15 protein-coding genes and 1 tRNA gene are annotated in these 15,362 nt (G+C 58.6%); 10 read left to right on the forward strand and 6 right to left on the reverse strand.

All coding sequences use genetic code 11. From position 1 onward, the window contains the following. Window positions 1-6: 6 nt before the first annotated feature. Window positions 7-92 (forward strand) — tRNA-Leu (locus BVL55_RS08500). Window positions 93-125: 33 nt separating this feature from the next. After that, window positions 126-869, forward strand: coding sequence for a competence/damage-inducible protein A (locus BVL55_RS08505; RefSeq protein WP_075996525.1), 744 nt, complete (start codon window positions 126-128; stop codon window positions 867-869). A gap of 2 nt (window positions 870-871) precedes the next feature. Here BVL55_RS08505 and BVL55_RS16495 read toward each other — a convergent pair whose 3' ends face one another. After that, window positions 872-1,036, reverse strand: a complete 165-nt coding sequence (locus BVL55_RS16495; protein ID WP_156892478.1) for a hypothetical protein — start codon at window positions 1,034-1,036, stop codon at window positions 872-874. 108 nt (window positions 1,037-1,144) lie between these two features. On the opposite strand from BVL55_RS16495, the gene BVL55_RS08510 reads away from it, so the two are divergent. Then, complete coding sequence (locus tag BVL55_RS08510) at window positions 1,145-1,849, forward strand: helix-turn-helix transcriptional regulator (RefSeq protein ID WP_075996526.1); 705 nt, start codon at window positions 1,145-1,147, stop codon at window positions 1,847-1,849. Between the two features lie 28 nt (window positions 1,850-1,877). Here the strand turns inward: BVL55_RS08510 and BVL55_RS08515 are convergent, their stop codons facing one another. The 3 genes from BVL55_RS08515 to BVL55_RS08525 form a co-directional block, all read right to left on the reverse strand. Continuing rightward, window positions 1,878-2,186 carry a hypothetical protein gene (locus BVL55_RS08515; protein ID WP_075996527.1) on the reverse strand — a complete coding sequence of 103 codons (309 nt, stop codon included), beginning with the start codon at window positions 2,184-2,186 and terminating at the stop codon, window positions 1,878-1,880. A 65-nt stretch (window positions 2,187-2,251) separates the two neighbouring features. After that, window positions 2,252-3,229, reverse strand: a complete 978-nt coding sequence (locus BVL55_RS08520) for a DMT family transporter (protein WP_075996528.1) — start codon at window positions 3,227-3,229, stop codon at window positions 2,252-2,254. Between the two features lie 64 nt (window positions 3,230-3,293). Then, window positions 3,294-3,611: a hypothetical protein gene (locus BVL55_RS08525; protein WP_083649450.1), complete on the reverse strand. Its 318-nt coding sequence runs from the start codon at window positions 3,609-3,611 to the stop codon at window positions 3,294-3,296. 155 nt (window positions 3,612-3,766) lie between these two features. Between BVL55_RS08525 and gpt the strand changes: the two genes are divergently transcribed. Next, on the forward strand, window positions 3,767-4,282 hold the full coding sequence (gene gpt, locus BVL55_RS08530) for a xanthine phosphoribosyltransferase (RefSeq protein WP_075998028.1): 516 nt from the start codon (window positions 3,767-3,769) through the stop codon (window positions 4,280-4,282). A gap of 38 nt (window positions 4,283-4,320) precedes the next feature. Then, the gene (locus BVL55_RS08535) at window positions 4,321-5,532 is read left to right on the forward strand and encodes an MFS transporter (RefSeq protein WP_075996529.1); all 1,212 of its coding nucleotides are present in this window, start codon (window positions 4,321-4,323) and stop codon (window positions 5,530-5,532) included. Between the two features lie 14 nt (window positions 5,533-5,546). Here the strand turns inward: BVL55_RS08535 and BVL55_RS08540 are convergent, their stop codons facing one another. Continuing rightward, entirely contained in the window at window positions 5,547-7,109 is a 1,563-nt protein-coding gene (locus BVL55_RS08540; protein WP_083649451.1) for a putative bifunctional diguanylate cyclase/phosphodiesterase, read from the reverse strand. Window positions 7,110-8,044: 935 nt separating this feature from the next. On the opposite strand from BVL55_RS08540, the gene BVL55_RS08545 reads away from it, so the two are divergent. From BVL55_RS08545 to BVL55_RS08565, 5 genes are all read left to right on the forward strand, one after another. Next, window positions 8,045-11,950, forward strand: coding sequence for a vitamin B12-dependent ribonucleotide reductase (locus tag BVL55_RS08545; protein ID WP_083649652.1), 3,906 nt, complete (start codon window positions 8,045-8,047; stop codon window positions 11,948-11,950). A gap of 86 nt (window positions 11,951-12,036) precedes the next feature. Further along, the gene (locus BVL55_RS08550; protein ID WP_075996532.1) at window positions 12,037-12,378 is read left to right on the forward strand and encodes a hypothetical protein; all 342 of its coding nucleotides are present in this window, start codon (window positions 12,037-12,039) and stop codon (window positions 12,376-12,378) included. Continuing rightward, on the forward strand, window positions 12,379-12,918 hold the full coding sequence (locus BVL55_RS08555) for a DUF6680 family protein (protein WP_075996533.1): 540 nt from the start codon (window positions 12,379-12,381) through the stop codon (window positions 12,916-12,918). Window positions 12,919-13,085: 167 nt separating this feature from the next. Then, window positions 13,086-13,349, forward strand: a complete 264-nt coding sequence (locus BVL55_RS08560; protein WP_075998029.1) for a GIY-YIG nuclease family protein — start codon at window positions 13,086-13,088, stop codon at window positions 13,347-13,349. 391 nt (window positions 13,350-13,740) lie between these two features. Then, complete coding sequence (locus BVL55_RS08565) at window positions 13,741-14,154, forward strand: TerB family tellurite resistance protein (RefSeq protein ID WP_075996534.1); 414 nt, start codon at window positions 13,741-13,743, stop codon at window positions 14,152-14,154. A 16-nt stretch (window positions 14,155-14,170) separates the two neighbouring features. On the opposite strand, the gene BVL55_RS08570 is transcribed toward BVL55_RS08565, so the two are convergent. Then, window positions 14,171-15,325: an anhydro-N-acetylmuramic acid kinase gene (locus tag BVL55_RS08570; protein WP_244530471.1), complete on the reverse strand. Its 1,155-nt coding sequence runs from the start codon at window positions 15,323-15,325 to the stop codon at window positions 14,171-14,173. Between the last annotated feature and the right edge of the window lie 37 nt (window positions 15,326-15,362).

Here is a 15,362-nt window from a genome sequence, read left to right on the forward strand (position 1 = left end):
ACACATGCGGGCATGGCGGAATTGGTAGACGCAAGGGACTTAAAATCCCTCGGCCCCAGGCTGTCCGGGTTCGAGTCCCGGTGCCCGCACCAAACTCATTGTGCCGGGAACGATCGCACACAGCCATGGCCAACATCCTCACCCCCGATACCGTCACCGCGGCAATGCTTGCCATTGGCGATGAACTGCTTTCTGGCCGTACCAAAGACAAGAACATCGTCCATCTTGCCGGCGTGATGACGCTCAAGGGCATTGACCTCAAGGAAGTGCGCATCGTCGCCGACGAGGAAGCGGCGATTGTCGAAGCGCTCAATGCCCTGCGCAGCCGCTATACCCATGTGTTTACCTCCGGCGGCATCGGCCCGACCCATGACGACATCACCGCCGATGCCGTCGCCAGGGCTTTTGGCGTTGCCATCGGCCATGATCGGCGCGCCATGAAACTGCTCGGCGATCACTATGCCGCCCGCGGACTTGACTTCACCGATGCCAGAAAGCGCATGGCGCGCATTCCCGAAGGCGCCGAACTGATCGACAACCCGGTTTCCATCGCTCCCGGCTTTACGATCGGCAACGTTCATGTGATGGCCGGCGTGCCCTCGATCTTTCAGGCCATGCTCGACACCATCAGCCCGGCGCTGGAGGGCGGCGCCAGGCTGATCTCCAAATCGGTCGAGTGCAGCTTCGGCGAAGGCGACATCGGTGCACCGCTGGCCGCCGTGCAGCAGGCCCATGGCGAAACGGCGATCGGCTCCTATCCCCGCTTCGACGGCAAGTCCTATTCGACCGAGATCGTCATCCGCGGCCGCGATGAAGCCGCCGTCCTTTCAGCGGAAAAAGCCGTCCGGGACATGCTTGCTGCCCTTTAGGGTCAGGTTTCGGCCTTGTCGCCAGCAGGGCGCGCTGCGCGCAGGCGGAACGGTCCGGCATTCTGCAGCTTGCGGCGCTGAGCCTCGTCCTTTCCGCCGTGGTGCGGAATGCGATCCCAGATCCCCAGCCTGTAGGCCATCATGACGGCATCATTGTAGTAGTGCATGGTACATCTCCTTTCGAAGAAAGGGATATCCCAACGCCCCTGACACCCCGTTGTCAGGGGCGCGTGCTAAACTGTCAGGAGCAAACCGCCCCACGGAGTACAAATCTGATGCGCAAGACCGGCCGCCTGTTCGAAATCATCCAGATATTGCGTTCTGCCGGAAAACCGGTAACCGCCGAACAATTGGCCGAACAACTGGAAGTGGCCATGCGGACCATCTATCGCGACATCGCCACCCTGCAGGCCATGCGCACACCGATCGAGGGGGAGTCGGGCGTCGGCTATATCATGCGCAGCGGCTATGACCTGCCGCCGCTCAATTTCGATGCCGAGGAAGTGGTTGCCCTGCGCGTCGGCCTGTCCATGCTGGCACGCACCGGCGACACCGCATTGCAGCGCGCCGCTGACCGCATCTGCCACAAGATTGACGATCTGCACGCCGAGGCCGACTGGCTGCAGGTTGCGCCCTGGGGCGCCTCCCCCGACGACCCGGCGAAAGGGTGCGTGTCGATTGCCATGCTGCGTGAAGCAATCACCGCCGAACGCAAGCTGGAACTGACCTATCGCGACCCGCGGGGCCGCGAGACGATACGCAAGGTGCGCCCTGTCGGGGTGGTTTACCATCTCGATTGCGTCATGCTGGCGGCCTGGTGCGAGTTGCGCGGCGCGTTCCGCCACTTCCGCACCGACCGGATCTGGGGTTGCGAACCCCTGGAGGAGCATTTCACCGGCCAGGGCAGCACGTTACGAAGATTGTGGCTCGAACAAACCGGTTTCGCCGATCAGGGATCGCAGGCGGCCGAATCCGCGTGACGGCCCGCCGGGGTTTCGCAAGTACTGGCTAGCGCCCGGATTTGCCGAAGGGTTTTTGCGGCGGTTCCTGTTCGTCTTCGTCACGGCCATCGCCAACATGCCGCCGGTATTCCGGCGGCAAATCCACATCGCCGCGCCGGATGGCGCGAATGTCGTGATGCAACCGCAGATAAGCTGCCAAAACAATGACGGTCATCAGGCCGGGCTGACCGAAGTTCAGCCAGGCAAAATAGCCCGCCAGAATTCCGCAGATCATCAGCAGGAAATACAGCGCCACATTGACGGCGTGATAGGCAAAACGCAGCAGATACCAGCTGAGGTCGTTGTCCTGGTTCATACTTAAGTATAATAGCAAAAAACCCGGCAACAAAAAGGCTTTGGCGGTTTTGGTGCCGCCAGCTTCTACCGGTTGCGGGGCATTGGCTGTTCGGCAGCGATCTCCTGGCCGGTCTGGTGCTCCCGGAAGATGACGAAAATGCCCGAACCGATGATCATCAAAATGCCAAGCCAGGCGATCACGTCCGGCCAGTCGCCGAACACCAAAACGCCCCACAGGATCGAACACGGCATGGCGACATATTCGAACGGCGCCACGGTTGCTGCCTCGGCAAGCTTGTAGGCCGCGGCAATCATGAAGCCGCCCATCGCACTGGCCAGCCCGATGGCCAGAATGATCATCACATCCTCCGGATGGGGCCATATCCAGGGCCGGACCAGGAATTCGAGGGTCGGATCGCCGGTACCGGAAAACTTGCCGTCACCAATCGCCAGGCCGGTCAAAATGCTGATCACCACAAACGTCGCCTGGACGTAAAATGCCATCGCGGCCGCAGAATCGGTTCTGCCAAGCCGCCGGGTCATCATGTGCAGCAATGCGTAAAACAGCGCCGCAACCAGGGGAAACAGCGCCGGCAGGGTAAAGGCCGCCGTTCCAGGCCGCATCACAACGGCAACACCGGCTAGCCCGACAAACACCGCTGCCCAGCGCCGGGGGCCCACTTTCTCACCCAGCATGATGACCGACAGGCCGGTAATAATCAGGGGCGAAACGAAGAACACCGCCACAGCATCTGCAAGCGGCAGCGTCGCCAGCCCGGCAAAGAAAATCAGATTGGCGCAGACAACCGCAAGCCCGCGGCCAAGATGCAGCAGCGGCCGGCGTGTCTTCAGCGCCGACCACCCGCCGGCAAACGGCACGAAAAAGAACAGTGTGAACAACAGGCCGACAATGGAACGGCCGAGCACGATTTCGTGCAGCGCATAGTCGCCCGACAAAAACTTGATGCCGACATCGTTGAGCGAGAAGGCGATGGCCGCACCAACGGCGCACAGAACGGCAACAACGCCCGTATTGCCGGCAATGGCGGTTCTAACACCCATGACCAAACTCCCAGCCGGCACCAAGACAAGTCAGGCGCAGCTGGCCCAGCGTCCGCTGGCCGCCTCAGTGGCGCCTTGCCTTCAATATCCGTTGCCAGAGCGTACCGCCCTCGGTCCTGGAAAGTAAATAGAAATACGCAACGATCATCGCGACAAGCGCCAGCCCCTGCCATTTGTCGAGTTTGAAGACGGCATCATCGGACGTTCCGGCAACAAGGCCGATCAGATAGCGCCCTGTGAAAAACACCGTCAGAAAGTCCAGAATCTCAGCCGTTACCACCCGCAGGGTCGATACCCGCCCGTGCCCACGTTCGGATCGGCGTTCCTGCCCTCCCCGTGCAAGATTTCTTTCTGCCGGATCTTCTTGCCTGTCGTCCTTCATTCCCCGCCTTCTTCCTGGCAACCGTTCTGCATGACAACACGCCTCTATAAAGATTTGACAGGGTACTGAAACCGCGGCGGCATCAGCTGGTCTTGATTCAGCACCGTCCCGCCGGTAATTGCAATGACATCACCCTGCCACTGAAAGGCCAATTCATGTCCAGCCAGCCCAAAAGGTTTCCCGTTACCTGGGATCAGTTCCACCGCGATTGCAAGGCACTTGCCTGGCGGCTGGCCGGGATTGGAGATGCCATCGGCGAATGGAAGGCGATCGTATCGATCACCCGCGGCGGCCTGGTGCCGGCGGCCATCATTGCCCGTGAACTGGGTGTGCGCAACATCGAAACCGTCTGCATCGCCTCCTATCATGAATACAAGGACCAGGGCGATCTCGTTGTCATCAAGTCCATATCGCAGGCCCTGATCGACGATTCGGGCGGCGATGGAACCGGCGTTCTGGTCATCGACGATCTGACCGACACCGGCAAAACCGCACAAAAAGTGCGTGAAATGCTGCCCAAGGCCCATATCGCCACCGTCTATGCCAAGCCGAAGGGCGTCCCGATGGCCGACACCTTCGTCACCGAGGTCAGCCAGGACACCTGGATCTACTTCCCCTGGGACATGGAGATGTCCTATGTGGAGCCGATCTCCGGCAAGCGCGACGGCTGACGGCAGTTCGTTTCACCCGCTGCGCACCGCCCGAAACCTTGCTCACGCCCTCAACCCTTGTCGTCCTTGCCACCGTCGTCATCAACATGACCGGCGTCGGCCTTTTCTGGCCGATCCTGCCCATGCTGGTGCAGGAACTGGGTGGCGGCGGCGTTTCACACACGGCGGTCATTTACGGCCTGTTGTCGGTGGTTTATGCGCTGATGCAGTTCATCTTCGCGCCGATGATGGGCGCGTTGTCGGACCGCTTCGGGCGCCGTCCCATACTACTGGTGGCGCTTACCGGCATGGGCCTCGACAGCATTCTGCTGGCGCTTGCCCCCAATCTTGCATGGGTTTTCGCAGGCCGCGCCCTCGGCGGCATTTTCGGTGCCACCTTCTCCGTCGCCAACGCCTACATGGCCGACATCTCCAGGGAAGAAGACCGCGCAGGCGCCTTCGGAATGGTCGGCGCAGCCTTTGGCATCGGGTTTATTCTCGGTCCCCTGCTCGGCGGCGTGCTTGGCGAAATCGACCTACGCCTGCCGGTATTTGCGGCTGCCGCCCTGTCGTTTCTGAACGTGGCATTCGGCTGGTTTTTCCTGCGCGAAAGCCTGCCGGCCGAAAGCCGCTCGCAAACGCCCCTTTTGCAGACGAATTTTGTTGCCGCCATCAAGTGGCTGGTCTTGCGCCCGGTCATTGTGCCGCTGGCGCTGGCGCTGCTGATCGCCAACACGATGCAGCGCGGCCTTGAATCGATCTGGGTCCTGTTTACGGGGGTTCAATACGGCTGGGGGGCACGCGAAGCCGGCTTTTCCCTTGCCGTGGTCGGCATTTCCTATGTCGTCGTGCAGGGCTTTCTGGTCAAGCGCGTGGTTGCAAGACTCGGCGAGGCAGCCACCATCGCAGCCGGCTTTTCACTGTCAGCTGTAATGTACCTGATGCTGTCGGTTAACCAGAGCGGACTAATCGGCTTTGTCGGCATCGTGCCCCATGTAATCGGCTGGGGCGTTGCCGGTCCTGCCCTGCAGGCACTGGCTTCAAGACAGGTGCAGGCCAGCCAGCAGGGGCTGCTGCAAGGCACGCTGACCTCGATTTCCGGTCTTGCGGCGGTAGCCGGTCCCATGATCGCAACGGGAACCTTTGCCTGGTTCACCTCGCAAAGTGCGCCGTTTGCCTTTCCCGGCGCCTTTTTCCTTGGCGGTGGATTATTGCTGTTTCTCGCCGCCTGGATCGGCAGCACATCACGGCGCAAGACACCTGCGAAATGAGAAAATAACCGGGATCAAGCCACCTGGCGCAGTTTTTCCTGCTCTTCCTCGCTGTCGCGGCGGAAAGCCTCGATGTCACTTTCCCTGAGCATCGGATTGTCCAGCAGATCGCTGAACTGCTGCGGCTTTGCAAAATAAAAGCCCTGATAGACCAGCTTCGGGAACTGGCGCAGATACTCGTACTGGGCCTCGTTTTCCACGCCTTCCACGGTAACTTCATAACCGCGCTCGTGCGCCATGTTGATGATGGTGGAGATCATCGAGCGTGCGCCCTGAGACGTCTCGATCTCGGCAACGAAGGACGAATCGACCTTGATGCGGTCCACACGGAACTTGTCGAGATAGGAAAGCCCAGAATAACCGGTGCCGAAATCGTCTAGCGCGACGGATACCCCAAGCGACTGTACCTGACGGATGGTTTCGGCAATTTCGTCGGTTGCCGAAATGAAAATCGATTCGGTAATCTCGATCTCCAGCCGCTCCGGCGGCAGGCCGGTTTCAAACAGCACATACTGGATTTCGGCAACAAAACCCGGGCGCAGCAAATCCTTCGGAGAGACGTTGACGCTGACTTTCAGACTGCCGAGCGGCTTGATGCATTTGCACGCTTTCAGCATGATCTGGCGGCCGAGTTTTTCCGTCAGGTTCAACTCCTCTGCAACCGGCACGAAACTTACCGGCGGAATGTACCCCTCTTTTGGATGGAACCAGCGCGCAAGCGCTTCCACGCCGATCATCGTCTTGCCGTCTTCGGCGATCAGCGGCTGGAAATACGGCTCCAGCCCCTCGCGTTCGAGCACTTCGTGCAAATCCGTTTCCAGCATGCTCTGCTGGCGGATTTTTGCCGCCATCTGCTTGGAGAAGACGTTGAGTTCCTTCGAATCGCGTTTTTTGGCATCAATCAGGGCCAGCTCGGCCCGCTGCAACACCTGCCCTGCCCCATTGTCGCAATCGCGCAGAAAACAGCCGCCGAGATCCAGGCTGAGAAAAAGCGCCCGTCCGTTCACCTCGACGGGAATGGCAACCGCCTTTTGCAATTCCATTCCCAGGTTTTTCGCTGCCTCCGTGGTTTCGACATCGGGTATGAAAATACCGAATACGCCGCCATGCAGCTTGAAGACCATGCTGGGGCTTTCGAAGAAATAGCTGAGCCGGTTGCCGTAGGCGGCAAGTGCCTGGTCGGCAACTTCGCTGCCCATGGAATTGTTGATCGACTTCAGCCGCCCCAGATCAATCATCACAAACAGCCCGCGGCTGTTCTTTTCCCGCATGTTGCGGTTGATCGTCTGAATGAGATTGTTGCGGTTGGGCAGCCCGGTTTGCTTGTCGTGATATTCAAAATAGCGGATGGCGGCATTGTCCTGGAAGGAGCGCACCAGCAAAACAATGACCGTCATGAAGATCAGCGTACAGGAGCTGAAAAGATAAAGCTCCCGGTTGGTGAATTCAAATCCGGCACTATACCCGACCTCGAAAATGCGCTCGGAAAGCTGCCACAGGGAAAACAGGCAAAATACAATCGTGGATGCAGCAAGCACGACTACGCGCTTGTGTTGAGTCTCCCTGAGACTGGACATTTGCGGTTACCCCCGAATATACGCCGGCACACACCTGGTGACATTGAAACGCAACTGTCTTGACAAAATCTTACGTGTGGAAAAGCAGCGCATTACCGCCGTCAGGTTTCTTACACTAAAACGATTTTACCAGAATCAGCAGCACCGGCCTGTTTCCGCCATTGCAAGAAGTTTTTTTTCCAGCGGCGCTGAGAACGCGCAAAACCTTGATTCCAACGGAAAAAACTTTTCCCCTGTTTTCCACACAAACCCACTAGATGTGGTGTGCGGCAATTTCTTTCACGCTAGTGCTTGACGGCGTTTTCCGAGTCACCTTAGGTATCGTGCTGGGACGTCACTGTCCCCAGGGGGGCGATCTTCAACAAGATCGCTACAACGAGGAGCGCCGGGTTACCGGCCTTCATGATAGTAGCAACCAGAGTACCTGGCCGTAAAACCTTCGTTTTGCGGAAAGGGTGGATTTTGCCTTGGCAAAGGTATTGCAAGGGAAAATCCGATTGTAGCCGGCGGGCCTGCTTAACCTATATTTAGTGTTTGCATGCCAGTCTGCCACAAGATATAGTATGGCGTTTGTATCCTTGCTGGGAGTTGTAAGGATGCCTTGCCGTAAACCGGCGGGACTGTCGATGGCTTTCACACAGGCTGTAGGCGGCTTCTCAAAGAACCGGCAACGCAAGGCAAAGCGGCGGCAAGGCCCGGCCCGTCCGGCGATTTTTCGTCCGGCGTGCGGCATCCGGCAAAGACCGGAAGCGGGCTGAAACCGGCATTTCCCGGATCTTGGATGCCACCAGGGACGTCAATCAAGGAGTAATGCCAGACTCCGGTAACCAGTACCGGGAACGGTATTGTATTGTCTGAAGCGCCCTGCAGCCGGAATGGCAACGGGAAAAGGCCACACATGCAAGGCCAGAGACGAAAGGGATGGGAAATCCAAGATGCGCATAGAGCGGCGGTTTACGAAAAGCGGCAAAACTCCTCACGAGGGCCCCTACGCGGGCATTGAGTTTCGCCAGACTACCAGCGAGATCAAAAATCCGGATGGCTCCATCGTCTTCCGGCTTGAAAACATCCAGGTCCCGGCGGCCTGGAGCCAGGTCGCTTCTGACATCCTGGCGCAGAAATATTTCCGCAAGGCCGGCGTGCCCGCAGTCCTGAAGAAAATCGAGGAGGAAACGGTTCCCTCCTGGCTGTGGAAATCGGAAGCCGACACCGAGGCGCTGAAAAAGCTGCCGGCAGAACAGCGCTATACTTCGGAAATGGATGCCCGCCAGGTCTTCAACCGGCTTGCCGGCACCTGGACCTATTGGGGCTGGAAAGGCGGCTATTTCGACACCGAGGAAGACGCCCGCACCTTCTATGACGAATTGTGCTTCATGCTGGCGACCCAAAAGGTTGCTCCCAACTCGCCGCAATGGTTCAACACCGGACTTCACTGGGCCTATGGCATCGACGGCCCGGCCCAGGGCCACCATTACGTGGACCCGTTCACCGGCAAGCTGGTGAAGTCGAAATCGTCCTATGAACATCCCCAGCCCCATGCCTGTTTCATCCAGTCCGTCGCCGACGATCTGGTCAATGAAGGCGGTATCATGGATCTGTGGACCCGCGAGGCACGCCTGTTCAAATACGGCTCGGGCACCGGCTCCAACTTCTCCTTCCTGCGCGCTGAAGGCGAAAAGCTTTCCGGCGGCGGCAAGTCATCGGGCCTGATGAGTTTCCTGAAGATCGGCGACCGGGCAGCCGGCGCCATCAAGTCGGGCGGCACCACGCGCCGCGCCGCAAAGATGGTGGTCGTCGACATCGACCATCCCGACATTGAAGATTACATCGACTGGAAGGTGCGCGAGGAACAGAAGGTCGCTGCCATCGTCACCGGCTCGAAGACCGTCTCCAGGCACATGAAGGCGATCATGAAAGCCTGCATCAATTGCCAGGGCAACGCCGATGACTGTTTCGATCCGTCGATCAATTCGGCGCTGAAGCGCGAAATCCGCGCCGCCAAGAAGGCCAGCGTGCCGGAAAACTACATCCAGCGCGTCATCCAGCTCGCCCGTCAGGGATATACCGACATCGAGTTTCCGGCCTACAACACAGACTGGGATTCAGAAGCCTATCTGACCGTCTCCGGCCAGAACTCGAACAATTCGGTTTCGCTGACCGACGACTTCCTGCGCGCTGTGGAGGCCGACGAAGACTGGCACCTGACCGCCCGCAAGGACGGCTCGGTGATGAAAACGGTGAAGGCCCGCGATCTTTGGGAGAAGATCGGAACTGCCGCATGGCAGTCGGCGGACCCGGGCCTGCACTACAACACGACGATGAACGACTGGCACACCTGCCCTGCGGCAGGCAGCATCCGCGCCTCCAATCCGTGCTCGGAATACATGTTCCTCGACGATACCGCCTGCAACCTGGCCTCGCTCAACCTGCTCGCCTTCCGCGACAAGAAAAAGGCCTCCCCCGAAAGCCCGCTGGCATTCGACACCCAGGCTTTCGAGCATGGTTGCCGCCTGTGGATGATCGTGCTGGAAATCTCGGTCATGATGGCGCAGTTCCCGTCAAAGGAAATTGCCCGCCTTTCCTACGAATACCGCACCACGGGGCTGGGCTTTGCCAATATTGGCGGCCTGCTGATGACCTCCGGCATCGCCTATGATTCAGATGAAGCACGCGCCATTTGCGGTGCGATTACCGCGATCATGACCGGCATTTGCTATGAAACCTCGGCGGAGATGGCCGGCGAACTGGGCGCCTTCCCCGATTACGAGCGCAACGCAGATCACATGCTGCGCGTCATCCGCAACCATCGCCGCGCCGCCCATGGCGAACAGGACGGCTATGAGGACCTCTCGGTTGCGCCCGTACCGCTCGATCATGGGGCCTGCCCGCAGAACGACCTGGTTGCCCACGCCACCGCGGCCTGGGACCGGGCACTCGAAAAGGGTGAAAAACACGGCTACCGCAATGCCCAGGCCACCGTCATCGCGCCGACCGGCACGATCGGCCTTGTGATGGATTGCGACACCACCGGCATCGAGCCGGACTTTGCCCTGGTGAAGTTCAAGAAGCTTGCCGGCGGCGGCTATTTCAAGATCATCAACCGCGCCGTTCCCGAAGCCTTGCGCACGCTGGGTTACACCGAGGCCCAGATCGGCGAGATCGAGGCCTATGCGGTCGGCCATGGCAATCTGAACCAGGCACCCCACATCAATCCGGGTTCGCTCAAGGCAAAGGGCTTTGACGAGGAAGCGATCAAGACCGTCAATGGGGCGCTCAAATCCGCCTTCGACATCAAGTTCGCCTTCAACAAGTGGACGCTGGGCGAGGAATTCTGCAAGCAGACCCTTGGCCTCACCGATGAGCAGTTGAACGATTTCAACTTCGACCTGCTGGCAGCGCTCGGCTTTTCGAAGAAGGAAATCGAGACCGCCAACATCCATGTCTGCGGTGCGATGACGCTGGAAGGCGCGCCTCACATCGATGACGCCCATCTGCCGGTCTTCGACTGCGCCAATCCCTGTGGCAAGATCGGCAAGCGGGCGCTTTCGGTTTCCTCCCACATTCGCATGATGGCAGCCGCCCAGCCCTTCATTTCAGGCGCGATTTCCAAGACGATCAACATGCCCAATTCGGCAAGCGTCGAGGACTGCAAGGATGCCTACATGCTGTCCTGGAAGCTCGCACTGAAGGCCAATGCACTTTACCGCGACGGCTCCAAACTGTCCCAGCCGCTCAATGCCTCGCTGATCGAGGATGAGGACGAGGAGGATGCGCTGGAAGAGTTCATCGAAGCGCCCGCCGCTGCCCGCGCCGCCCAGGTGTCGGAAAAAATCGTCGAGAAGATCGTCGAGCGCGTCGTCGAAAAGACCGTGCGCGAACGCGAAAAAATGCCCGACCGGCGCAAGGGCTACACCCAGAAAGCCAATGTCGGCGGCCACAAGGTCTATCTGAGAACCGGCGAATACAATGACGGCCGGCTTGGCGAAATCTTCATCGACATGCACAAGGAGGGTGCCGCCTTCCGCGCCATGATGAACAACTTCGCCATCGCCGTTTCCCTCGGCCTGCAATATGGCGTGCCGCTGGAAGAATATGTCGAGGCCTTCATCTTCACCAAGTTCGAGCCGGCGGGCATGGTTATCGGCAACGATGCGATCAAGAACGCCACCTCGATCCTCGACTATGTTTTCCGCGAACTGGCGGTTTCCTATCTCAACCGTTCCGACCTTGCCCATGCGGACCTTTCCGATTTCTCCAACACCGCGCTTGGCCGCGGCGTGGCGGAAGGCAAGGCCGAGCCGGTTTCCTCGGGCCTTACCCGCGGACACAAGCTATCGATCGTGCGCCCGGCCTCCGGCGAGCCGAAAGGCTCGGCCAAGGGCGCCGGCACGACGATGTCGAACGTGACGGCCATCGGCAAGACCGCGGCTGCCACCAAGCTGGAACTGGAAGAAGCACCCACCGCATTCCATCGCGAGCTGCCTGAAGAGGCGGAACCCGCCAAGGAAAGCGTCGCTGACATGGTCGAGCGAATCGCCGACAGCCAATCTGAGTCCCGGGCGGTATCCTCCCCCGCCCGCGGGGTTGGGAAAGCGGACGCGGCGGCTTCTTCCGGTTCCAACCAGTCCGCCAATGAGGCCCGGTCTTCCGATGAGGCCCGGTCTTCCGATGAGGCAAAGCCGGCAAACGCCAATCCGCTCGACGCGGGTGCCCAGCGCCAGAAGGCGCTGATGCAGGGCTATACCGGCAATTCCTGCGACGAGTGCGGCAACTTCACCATGGTCAGAAACGGCACCTGCGAAAAATGCGACACGTGTGGGGCGACCAGCGGGTGTAGTTGATCTGACTCGGGGGACTCGAACCCCCGATCAAGCGGTATAGAGGACAAGGGCCGCCTGCGGGGAACTGCAGGCGGCAAAATCTATAGATGATAGACGGATTCTACGTATCATATTTCACTGGAAGCACGGGCTCATCTATCGGGATGTTTATGTTCAAGGACGGTACAATCGTCGGCGCAGATGCAGGGGGTGGTGTGTATGACGGCACATATGTGGTTGATGAAACTGGAAAGAACCTAACGGGACAAATTACCTTTAGAATACACCAAGGGGGGCAATCAATCACCGGTGCAAGCGCACCATCTGGCCCAATCTCGGTAGACATACCAATAGTCTTGCCAACTGAGTTTACCCGTCACGACGTCCACACGATTCAAACTCCATTAGGCCCGGTCAACGCTAAATTTGAAAAAATTCGCGAGGCGTAGATGGAATACATAACAATAATTGCAATACTACTTGGCCCAATAATTGCCGTCTTAATAACACGTTATCAAGACGCAAGGCGCGCAAATGTACAAAGAAAACTTGATGTCTTTCGTTCACTGATGAAGACCAGAAAGACGGCTTTAGATCACGAGCATGTAGGCGCACTGAACCTCATAGAGCTAGAATTCTACAAGCATGAAAAAGTGGTACAGGCTTATAGAGCCTACATAGATTTTAGATACGAACCTGAACCAAACAGCGGAATTGATGATCTCGATCGGCACAACAAGCGAGGCGAAAACCTCCTATATGATTTGTTGTCAGAAATCGGCAGGTCCCTCGGCTATACGTTTGACAAAGATGATTTAAAGCGCTTCTCCTACTCCCCTCAGGGGTGGAATGACGACCAAGCGATTATGCGAAAGAATGCCCGTCTCCTGAATGGTCTACTCGAAGGAAAAATTGCACTTCCAATTACGCCAATGCCCCCACAACAAGATAATCCGTTTCCACCGCCACCTATTGACGAGAAAGAATAGATTAGTTTTCGAACCACGAAGGCGGAAACTTCCGTAAGTTGTGGTTTCGGCGTAAAGAGACTAAATGAAACTCCTGTGCGTCACCCCGGTTGCCATGCAAACCGGGGTCCATTGAACCTTTGGCTTTGCTCGGGCAGACTTCGGGTGTGGGATCGTTCGTTTACATCATGGCTTCGCGTCAAAACGGCACGCTGTATACCGGTGTGACGACCGACCTTAAACGCCGTGCATGGGAACATCGCGACAAAGTGCTTGGCGGCTTTACTGCCAGATACAATTGCACATTGCTCGTATGGTATCGCGAGTACGAAAATGTGGTTGATGCCATCGCCGACGAAAAGCGCATCAAGAAGTGGCGGCGGGCATGGAAAATCCAGATGATTGAGGCAATGAATCCTGATTGGCGGGATTTGTATCCCAATCTTGCTTGACGTGGCTGTCCGTGCCCGCGGATGGGTACAATGGACCCCGGTTTGCCCCTGGAGTTTTGGGCAACCGGGGTGACGCGCTGCGCGTAGGGCCTCCCGTGAATAACTTTGGTGCTGGGTCCCCACTCTCGGCATTTGCACAGCAAATGCCTGCCGCCAACGGAGACAAGCCCGAGGATGACGACCACTGATGGTTCATCGACCGTGGATACCTCGCGGAATGGGTCCCCGCATCACGCCAGCAAAGGCTGACGGTCCGCAGATGACCGCCGGCGGACAAAATGCGCCTCCCTTCCCTTGTCCGTGCAAGATTGCCAACCACAACTTTAACGTTCAGATTCACCAAAGCTTAAACCGCACGCTTTATACCGCTGCGGTGTAACAAGGAGCCCCCATGTCCGAACCTGCAAATTCCATTCCCCATCTCCTGGCCGAAATGGCCGCCGCCGACGGCAAGGTGCTGCAAGTCGAGGAACTGAACGCAGAGGCGCTGATCGAGTGCTTTGGCGCCCAGCTGAGCGTTGAAGACGCCAAGGCCCGGTTCTTCGCCAGTCTGAAGGCCGAGGTAACCGAAACCGATCCCCAAAAAATGATGGCGCATTTCGCGCGCCTGCCGGTGGAGGTGAAACTCGATCTGTTCCGGGCCGTCTGGATGGTTGCCATCTGTGACGGCGAACTGCATCCATCAGAAGAGCGCCTTGCCCAGCGTTTTGCCGACATGATCGCACTGGGAAGAACGGATGAGACACCGAACCCGGCTGCCGCGGACGATACGATCATCGAAATGCGGTTCCAAAAAGCCGGCTGAACGGCACAACCGGTTCTCAAGCGGAATGGAGTCCGGCGATTTTCAGATCGCCATCAGGCAGGGCCAGCCTGCCCCCTGAAACCGGTTTTCGGCACCCTGTCGTTGCCGGAAAGGTCAGCGGCATTCCCTTGACGGAACGCATGGCAAGATAGGCCCAGGCCTCCGCCTCCATCGCATCGCCGTTAAAACCGGCCTCATCGCAAACGATTACCTTGCCGCCATTAAGGTCCCCGGCAAGAGTCACAAGATCGGCCATGATGGCGCCGTTCTTGCGCCCGCCGCCACACACGATCCACAGTTTGGGCGGCTCGGGCAGATGATCGCAAGCCTTCACAATGGCCGCCGCACTGACATGGGCAAGGGTTCGCGCACCGTCGGCAAGCTCGGCTTCGCCGGGATCCAGCGGCACAAAATCGGCCCGGTCGAGGGATTTGGGAACCTCGCGCTCAAAATAGGGAGCTGAAAGATACCGGCCGGCAATTTTCTTGACAACGCCGCCCTCCGACGCAATCGCTCCGCCCTGATCGAGCGGAATGCCGGCCTTGGCGGCAACCCACTGGTCGATTAGCGCATTGCCCGGCCCGCTGTCGAATGCGGCGATTTCGCCGTCTGCCGCCACCCAGGTGATGTTGGAAATTCCGCCGATATTGACGAAACATGCGGGAAATTCCTGATTCAGATTATCAGGAAGGTTTTGCGCCAGCGCCCGGTGATAGACGGGTACCAGCGGCGCCCCCTGCCCGCCATGGGCCATGTCGTTTCGGCGAAGGTCGTAAACCGTGGCGATGCCGGTCATCGACGCCAGTGCTTCACCATCGCCCAGTTGCACGGTAAACCCGGCCTTAGGGCGGTGCAGCATGGTCTGGCCGTGAAAGCCGATCAGGTCGATGGCATCGGGCGCAAGGCCCTGCTGGTCAAGAAATCCGGCTACCGCATCCCCATGGCGGCGGGTGATATCGGCTTCAAGGCTGGCAAGTGCATCGCTGCGCTCCCCGGCGCTTTCCAGTGATTTTGCCGCTTCCAGCAATGCCTCAATGCGCTGCTTAAACGCAGGTTCATAGGCAAACTCGGCAAAGCCCAGCCGCTCGACGCGATTTTCACCATCGCTGCGGATGAGCGCGCAATCGATGCCGTCCATGGAAGTGCCGCTCATCAGGCCGATGGCGGTCATCACGTTTTTCTTGTGTGCCGGGCGGCTTTGCATTTTT

It is taken from the genome of Salaquimonas pukyongi, from assembly GCF_001953055.1.
Classification (GTDB): Bacteria; Pseudomonadota; Alphaproteobacteria; order Rhizobiales; family Rhizobiaceae; genus Salaquimonas; species Salaquimonas pukyongi.